The 8,233-nt window shown below is 60.8% G+C and carries 8 protein-coding genes; all 8 read left to right on the top strand.

Annotation, left to right across the window (positions count from 1 at the left end; genetic code table 11):
* Nucleotides 1-115: 115 nt before the first annotated feature.
* Nucleotides 116-580, top strand: coding sequence for a bacterioferritin (gene bfr, locus DT23_RS15840; RefSeq protein ID WP_038132800.1), 465 nt, complete (start codon nucleotides 116-118; stop codon nucleotides 578-580).
* A gap of 348 nt (nucleotides 581-928) precedes the next feature.
* Entirely contained in the window at nucleotides 929-1,384 is a 456-nt protein-coding gene (locus DT23_RS18720; RefSeq protein ID WP_051697361.1) for a cupredoxin domain-containing protein, read from the top strand.
* Nucleotides 1,381-2,241 (top strand): FTR1 family iron permease, encoded by an 861-nt coding sequence (locus DT23_RS15830; RefSeq protein ID WP_051697360.1) that lies wholly within the window; start codon nucleotides 1,381-1,383, stop codon nucleotides 2,239-2,241. Before DT23_RS18720 ends, DT23_RS15830 begins: the two co-directional genes overlap by 4 nt.
* A 70-nt stretch (nucleotides 2,242-2,311) precedes the next feature.
* Nucleotides 2,312-3,658, top strand: a complete 1,347-nt coding sequence (locus tag DT23_RS15825) for an imelysin family protein (RefSeq protein WP_038132799.1) — start codon at nucleotides 2,312-2,314, stop codon at nucleotides 3,656-3,658.
* Between the two features lie 78 nt (nucleotides 3,659-3,736).
* Nucleotides 3,737-5,101 (top strand): di-heme oxidoredictase family protein, encoded by a 1,365-nt coding sequence (locus DT23_RS15820; protein ID WP_051697359.1) that lies wholly within the window; start codon nucleotides 3,737-3,739, stop codon nucleotides 5,099-5,101.
* Complete coding sequence (locus DT23_RS15815; RefSeq protein WP_038132797.1) at nucleotides 5,098-6,090, top strand: imelysin family protein; 993 nt, start codon at nucleotides 5,098-5,100, stop codon at nucleotides 6,088-6,090. The genes DT23_RS15820 and DT23_RS15815 overlap by 4 nt, the downstream gene beginning before the upstream one ends.
* A gap of 5 nt (nucleotides 6,091-6,095) precedes the next feature.
* The gene (locus DT23_RS15810) at nucleotides 6,096-7,025 is read left to right on the top strand and encodes a sterol desaturase family protein (RefSeq protein ID WP_051697358.1); all 930 of its coding nucleotides are present in this window, start codon (nucleotides 6,096-6,098) and stop codon (nucleotides 7,023-7,025) included.
* A 3-nt stretch (nucleotides 7,026-7,028) separates the two neighbouring features.
* Nucleotides 7,029-8,210, top strand: coding sequence for a cytochrome-c peroxidase (locus tag DT23_RS15805; RefSeq protein WP_081847239.1), 1,182 nt, complete (start codon nucleotides 7,029-7,031; stop codon nucleotides 8,208-8,210).
* The last annotated feature ends 23 nt before the right edge of the window (nucleotides 8,211-8,233 follow it).

The following is an 8,233-nucleotide window of genomic DNA, read 5'->3' as shown; positions in this document are numbered from 1 at the left end:
AGTGTGGGAGCGGCGCACCGCTTACATCGAACCGAACCCTGTGTCTTTATATGCGGGTGTCAAAGCGCTACGCGTCGATTGAGCCGCGAAAGTTTGTCTGGTTGACTAAAAAGTCATTGAATATCTCAACAAGGCCCTGCGCGTTGAATTGACAGCCGTCAGTCAATTCTGGCTGCATTACCGGCTACAAAAAGATTGGGGCTATGGAAAGCTGGCCAAGAAGATGCGCGAAGAAAGCATCAAAGAGATGGAACACGCCGACAAGCTGATTAACCGGATCATCTTTCTTGAGGGGCATCCTAACCTGCAAGCGCTGGACGCGTTGCGCATTGGTGAGACCGTGCGCGAGACGCTGACCTGCGATCTGGAGGCCGAGATGGAGGCCGTGGCGCTATACACCGAGGCGCGCAAGGTTTGCGCAGATGCGAACGATTACGCCTCGATGCATCTGTTCGAAAAGCTGATTTTGGATGAGCAAGGCCATATTGATTTTCTGGAAACCCAGATCGGTCTTTTGGACGAGATCGGCACACAGAATTACGGCCAACTTAACGCGGATTCCGCTGACGAAGCCGCGTAAGCGCCGGGTTCCAGGGTAAATGCAGGAGTCGCCTTTTGCGAAACCATTGCGCCACTAACCCGCTTTGGCGCATTTTGGAACGCAAGCGCGCAATGCAGGGGATGGGGCACTGGGTTTAGCGAGCTGGCTCAAGACGACTCGCTCATGCGATTTGACGGGTGATCCCTGCATCGCCGCAGGCAGCATTATTGCAAAATAAAGCCGTTTGAGCGTCATTCTTTATCCGCTTGCCCCCAGAACTCCCGCCATTGGATGGTTGACAGGCAGGCATCGGAAACATAAAAACCGACTGAAACTATCAGAAATACAAGCGGTCGTGTCTTGATGGTCGCTAGATTGGGTATTGGGATGTCACATCAGTTGAAATCGGTTCGGCGTGCAAGCGCGATATCCACGCTTGCTTTGATCTGCCTCGCACCACTTTGGCTTAGCACAGCGCAGGCGCAAGCGGCGACATCCGAGGCCGCAAAGCCCGAGGCCGCGGCGTCGCAAACAGCGGAGTTCAGCCCCCCTGTCGACCCGGATGCCGCGATCCCCACCTATAAGATCGAGCTGAAAGACGGCGCTTTGCTGCCTGAAACGCTGGTGGTGCCCGCCAAGACCCGTTTCAAGCTGCATGTGACCAATATCGGCACCAAGCCCTCCGAGTTCGAGAGCAACCAGATGCGCCTTGAAGAGGTGCTGTTCATGGGGATGGACGCGACGATGACCGTCACACCGCTCGACACTGGAGAATATGACTATTTCGACGAGTTCCAGCCCGGCGTGATGGGCAAACTGGTCGCGAAGGAGGCCGCGCAATGATGGGCCAGGTGATCTTTATCGTGGCGCGCGAAAGCGTCGAGGCGCTGCTGGTGATCGGGATCCTCTGGGCATGGATGGCCCATCGCGCCGATGCGCGCACGGGCAAGGCATGGCTTCTGGGCGGGATCGTCGCGGGATTTGCGCTGGCAACGCTGCTGGCACTGGCGCTGGTGGGCGTCACGACCTTCTTGGGTGCCAATGCGCGGAACTGGTTTGAAATCGGCATGCTGACAATGGCGGCAGCGCTGATCGTGCAGATGGTGTTCTGGATGCGCAAGCACGGGCGCACGCTCAAACACGACATGCAGGGCGAGCTGGATCGCCACGCTGCAACCTCGAACTGGTGGGGCGTATTTGCGCTGGCGATGATTGCCGTCGGGCGGGAAGGATCGGAAACCGTGGTCTTCCTCTATGGCTCGTTCCTGCAATTGCAAAGTCTGGGCAACTACCTGACCTTCGCAGGCTCGGCCATCGCGGGTCTGGGGATTGCGCTGGTGCTGTTCTGGGCTTTGCAGGTCGGGGCGCGCTTTGTGTCCTGGAAATGGTTTTTCCGCGTAACCGAATGGATGCTGCTGTTTCTCGGCTCGGCGCTGTTCCTGACCGCGATGGGCAAGCTGCTGTCCAAGCACCTCTCGGCCTTCGATCTGCCCGGCTGGATCTATGCGACCGTCTGGGACAGCTCGGGCGTTCTCTCGGACAGCTCGATGTTCGGCAGCTTGCTGGCAACGCTTGCGGCCTATCGCTCGCAGCCCATCGTCTGGGACATCCTTATGCTCGCCCTCTACTGGGGCACGGTGGTGGCGCTGTTTGCATGGCAAAAGCGCCGTTGTAGCGCCACGCGGCTCGCAACCGCCTGATTTTTAACGACGATGCGGCAAGCCATCGCCAGCCGCGACCAAAGCAACCGAAAACTAGGGACTGGTAAACATGAAAACCAATCGGATCGCCTTGATCGCAACCTGCTTTGCTCTCGGGATGCCCGCTTTTGCCCCGACCATCGCGCTGGCAGAGGTGAGCAAAGACCAGGAAATGGCGGCGCTTACGACCTATACCACCATCGCCCATGACAGCTATTCTGACGCGCTGGCGGACGCCAAGACACTGAAAGGCGCGATTGACGCCTTCGCCGCAGCCCCGAGCGAGCAGACGCTGGACGCTGCCAAGCAGGCTTGGCTGCAATCGCGCGAAAGCTATGGCCCGACCGAGGTGTTCCGCCTCTCCAACGGCCCGATTGACGCCGAATCCGGCTGGGTGGCCGAGAAATACGGCGCGCTCGAGGGCCAGATCAACGCCTGGCCGCTTGACGAGAATATGATCGACTACACGACCGATGCCGATGGCAACAAGACCTCGGGCAATATCATCGACACGGCGGGCAGCTTTACGCCGGGCGGCGAAGAGCCCGAAGAAGTCGATGTGACCACGATCACCCCCGATGCGCTGACCGCGCTGAATGAAAACGGCGGCGATGCCAATGTCGCGACTGGCTATCACGCGATTGAATTTCTGCTTTGGGGGCAGGATCAGGATTACGCCAATATGATCGAGGATAAGATCACCCATGGCGCGATGGTCGCAGGGCAGCGTCCGCTCAGCGACTTCACCACCGATGAACTGGCTGCACGTCGTCTGGCCTTCCTGCAATCAGCGGCTGACAAGCTGGTCTTCGATCTGACCACGGTTTCGGGCGCTTGGGATGATACGGTCGATGGCGACACGGGGCTGTATCGCGCCGCATTGCTGGGCAAGCTGACGGGCGATCAGGCCTCGATGAACATCCCCACGCAGGATGCGATCAAGCAGATCCTCGTCGGCGTTGGCATCTTCGCGAAATCGGAACTGGCCAACGAGCGGATCGCGGTCGCTGTGCTGACCCCGTCCGAGGAAGACGAACATTCCTGCTTCTCCGACAACACCCACCGCGATATCGCGCTGAATTACGAAGGCATCCACAACGTGCTGTTGGGCGAATATCAGGGCAAGGATGTTGGCATGGGCTTTGCCAGCGCGCTGCCCGAGGATGAGCGCACCACGCTTGACAGCCTGATGGCCGATATCTCCAAGCGGATCGGGACGGTGAATGACACCGCCAAGACCACGATGCATTTCGACTACCAGATCCATCCCGAAAACGAGGACTCGGTGCAAAATATCGTCACGCTTAAGAACGAGTTGCGCAAGCTCGGCGATGAAATGGTTCAGATCGCGCCGCAATACGGCCTGTCGCTGACCACCGATAACGTGACCGACCCCGAAGAGACGCAAGTCAACTGAGCGGCCGGACCCGATAAAGACAGGGCACGGCCGGCCAGGCCCGGGCGTGCCCGCACCGATTGAGAATTGCAGGACACAATGACGCGCAAGGAGATCATCGCGGGAACGCTTGCGCTATCGCTGATGGCGGCGGTGGGCGGCGCTGCAACCGCCCTGCCCGACTGGACGACCGATGCCGCCGGTCCCGCCCCCTTCGCCCAAGCCATGCACGCGCCCGATGACGCCACGCTTGACCAGCGGATGCTGGGGCGGTCGTTCTTTTCCATCCCGTGGGTCGCAGCCCCTGCGGCCACCACCGCGCGCGACGGGTTGGGGCCGTTCTTTAACGCCAATACCTGCGCAAGCTGTCACGAAAACAACGGCTCTGCGCCCGCGATCGATGCCGAGGGCCAGCCGCGGCGCGCTCTTTTATTCAAACTGGCGCGGCCGGACGCCCATGACGCGCGGCTGGCGACGGACAATCCCGAAAGCCCCGATCACGCCCGCATGCTTGATCCTCGTTATGGCGGCCAGATCGCAATCAACGCGACCGGCCATGCCACCCCCGAAGCGCGCCCGCGGCTCGAAACCCGCCAGATCGCGTTTCGTTATCGCGATGGCGCGGAAGTCACGCTTGAACGCTTGACGCCCAAGCTTGACGCTCTGGCCTATGGCCCTCTGGCCATGGATACCGTGATTTTCACCCGCCAGCCCCCTGCGCTGGCCGGGCTGGGTCTGATCGCGGCGGTGCCGGATGCGGAGATATTGGCGTGGGAAGACCCCGAGGATCGCGACGGTGACGGGATCAGCGGACGCGCCAACCGGATGACGGATGGCGCAATCGGGCGCTATGGCTGGAAGGCCGCCGAGCCCACGCTGGGCGCCCAGATCGCCAATGCCGCTGCCAGCGATATGGGGCTGACCAATGCGCACTATCCGGCTGAGCTGTGCCAGTCCGGCCAGACCGCCTGCATCGAGGCCCCGCGCGGACGTCCCTCGCCGCAAGGGCTGCTTGATCTGCCCGATACGCGGCTCGCGGCGATTGAAACCTATCTCGAAGGGTTCAAGGCACCGCAGCCCGAACATCTTGGCGCCAGTGCCGCGCGTGGGGCGGATCTGTTCGCCACCACCGGCTGCACCGCCTGTCACCGGCCTGAACTGCGCACCGCCGATGGCCGCGAAATCCGCCCGATGAGCGATTATCTACTGCATGATATGGGCAAGGATCTGGCTGACGGCGTGCGCGAACATATGGCGGGTCCGTCCGAATTTCGCACCGCCCCGCTTTGGGGCCTTGGCGCGCGTTTGCGTGCAGGTCATCGTTTCCTGCATGATGCCCGCGCGCGCACGCCCGAAGAAGCGATCTTGTGGCATGGCGGCGAGGCCGCTAAGGCCCGAAAGACATTCATTTCCCTCGATCCGGCCGCGCGCGCCGCGATCCTCAGCTATCTGGAGAGCCTATGACCCGGCTTGCAGTTCTTTCCGCCCTCTTCGCGAGCCTGATGCCGCTGGCCGCTGCCGCGCAAGAGGTGCAGCCCGCCTATCAGGCGATCTATGACGACATCCTTCTGGCCGATTCCGAAGCCACGGTGCAAAGCTGTCACGCGATGGCGGGAACGCTTGCGAATGACAGCACCGCGCAGGCCCGTGAAGACGCGTTTACCCAATTGGCCGAGGGCTGGGGGCGCGTTGAGACAAGCTATATCCTTGGCGGCTATGACATGGATGCGATGGATTATCCGTTGCTCATCGACATGTTCCATCACGGCAAAGAGGATCTTCACGCAAGCCTTGAGCGCGCGATCAAAAGCGACTCTGCGCCGAAAAAGGCGCTTTATAAAAACGCCTATCGCTCGATCACCGCGCTGGATGATATCCTGTTTTCCGGCCCGTGGTCAAACCGTCGTCAGGCCCTTGCGCAAGAAATTACCGGATCGCTGTGCAAGCGGTTCGAGACGGTGCATCAGGGCTATCTTGACCACCGCGATGATTTTCTGGCCAATCCCGACGAGTCGCTGGGCCTGCTGATGAACGCCCAGATCCAGAGCCTGTATAAAACCCGCGACTGGCGCATTGCCGAAGTGGCGGGGCTGACCAAAAAGACGCTGGGCCAGACACATCCCGAGAACCGCCAGTATCGCTGGGGCAACGCGTCCTGGCCCGTGATCGGGGCGATCCTTGACACGCATTGGCGGCTTCTGGCGACCGATGCCGCGCCCAATATCTCGACCATTGCCGAGGCGCGTGGGGCTGGTGCGGGGTTGGCCTCGGTGCAGGACATGCTGGGTGAGGCCATCGAGGCTTACAAATCCGTGCCCGAGGATAAAGCCTTTGCGCCGCGCGAGGCCGTGCCGATCATCAACGGGCTGCAACGCGCGCAAAACGCTTATTATAACTCGCTGGCGCTGTTGATCGGCGTGACGCTTGGGCTGGTGGATGCCGACGGGGACTGATCGCAATGGAACGCGCGCTCAACGCTATGCCCGCTGTGCCCCTGCCCTTCGACGGGCTTTTTAGCGGCACCGAGCGGATCTTCTGGCTCTATCTTCTCACCAGTGCTGCGATTGCGCTGGTGCTGATGCTGACGGCCGGAAGCTGGCCGACGCGCGCGCGGTTGCGGGCCTATTGGCTTAGCCCGGATTCACGCCTTGATGCGCTGTATTTCCTTGTGGCGTGGGGCCTGCGCACGGCGCTCATCGTGCCACTGGTGCTGTCGGTGCAGAGCGTGGCGGTCTGGGTGATGCACGGGTTGAACGCGTTTTACGACCCACCCTTTCTTGCATGGCGCTATCGCTCCATCGTGCTGGCCTATACGGTCGCGCTGTTCTTGCTGTCGGATCTGTCGCGCTACTGGCTGCACCGGCTGATGCATCGCTCGTGCTGGCTGTGGCCGTTCCACCGCGTCCATCACGCCGCCGAGGTGCTCACTCCGCTGCTGGTTTATCGTATCCATCCGTTCGAAAGCCTGCTGTTCGCGCTGCGTCATGCGGTCGTGGCGGGGGCCGTGACGGGGGTGTTCATCTTTCTCTTTGGCGCGCGGCTTGATCTGTACACGATCTTTGGCGAAAACCTGTTCATCGTGGCTCTGTTTGCCTTTACCGCGAACCTGCGCCACAGCCATGTGCGGCTAAGCTACGGGCGCTGGCTGGAGCATATCCTCGTCTCCCCCGCACAGCACCAGATTCACCATGATCGCCGCTACCTGCAAAGCAATTTCGGCTCTTGCCTGGCGGTTTGGGACTGGATGTTTGGCACGCTCAGACTGCCTGCGCAAACCCAAGGCGCGCCCGATTTCGGAATTGGCCCGCGCGGGGTGCGCTACTCCAGCGTGGCGGCGCTGCTGATGGAACCGTTGCGTGATATCAAGCAAATGCTGCGAAGGATCTGAACGATGCAAAAACGTCTTTCACTCGCCATTGTTGCCGGGCTTGTCGGTCTGGTCGCGCTTACTGCACCTCCGTCCGCCCCGGCGGAAGATGCCCCCCTGAGTGCGGCTGAGCTGGGCGAGAGCCTGTTCTTTGATCCCAATTTCTCGGTCAATCGCACGATGGCCTGCGCCACCTGTCACGATCCCGACCGCGCCTTTACCGACGGGCGCGAGACGCCTGCGACGGGCATGGTCTCGCTGGGCGACGACGGCCATTCCATGGGCGTGCGCAATACGCCGATGGCGACCTATGCGCTGACCTCGCCGCCGTTCCATTTCGACGATGCGATCAAGGAATATGTGGGCGGGGAGTTTCTTGACGGACGCGCGGCAACGCTGGCCGATCAAGCCATCGGCCCGCCGCTCAATCCGGTCGAAATGATGATGCCCGATGCGAATGCAGTCGTGGCGCGGATCAAGGAAAACTCCGATTACGTCGCGGATTTCAAACGACTCTTTGGCGATGATGTCTTCGAGCGCGCTAGCGACACAGCGCCCGACACACCCGCAGCCTTTGCTGCCTTTGGCCAAGCCATCGAGGCGTTCGAGCGCACCGATCAATTCGCCCCCTTTGACAGCAAATACGACCGCTTTCTGCGCGGCGACTATGATCTGACCGTGCTGGAAGACCTCGGGCGCACGCTGTTTTTCTCAAATAACAATGTGAATTGTTCGAGCTGTCACAAGCTCAAGCGCGAGGATGCCCCGCACGAGCCTTTCACCAATCACCAATATCGCAATATCGGCGTGCCGCGAAATCCCGGCCTGCTGGCGCTTGGTCAGGTTTCGCCCGATTACATTGATCACGGGTTGCTGGAAAACCCGCAAGTGAGCGATCCGGCGATGGATGGCAAGTTTCGAACGCCAAGCCTGCGCAATGTCGCGGTGACCGGGCCTTACATGCATAACGGCGTGTTTTCCGATCTGCGCACGGTGATCGAGTTTTACGACAAATACAACAATCCCGAGCGCAAACTGAACCCCGAGACGGGCAAGCCTTGGGCCGAGGCCGAAGTGCCCGCTACGGTGGACCTTGACGAGCTGCGCGCCAAGGCCATGAGCGAGCGTAAGGTCGACGCGCTGGTGGCCTTTCTCAAGACACTGACCGACAAGCGCTACGAGCCGCTGCTAGAGGATCAGAACTAGGTGTTCAGTCCCGGCATCTGGTG

The sequence above is a fragment of the Thioclava indica genome (assembly GCF_000714545.1).
GTDB classification, from domain to species: Bacteria; Pseudomonadota; Alphaproteobacteria; order Rhodobacterales; family Rhodobacteraceae; genus Thioclava; species Thioclava indica.
Note: the sequence above shows the minus strand (reverse complement) of the source record. Positions and strands in the feature narration are given on the sequence as shown.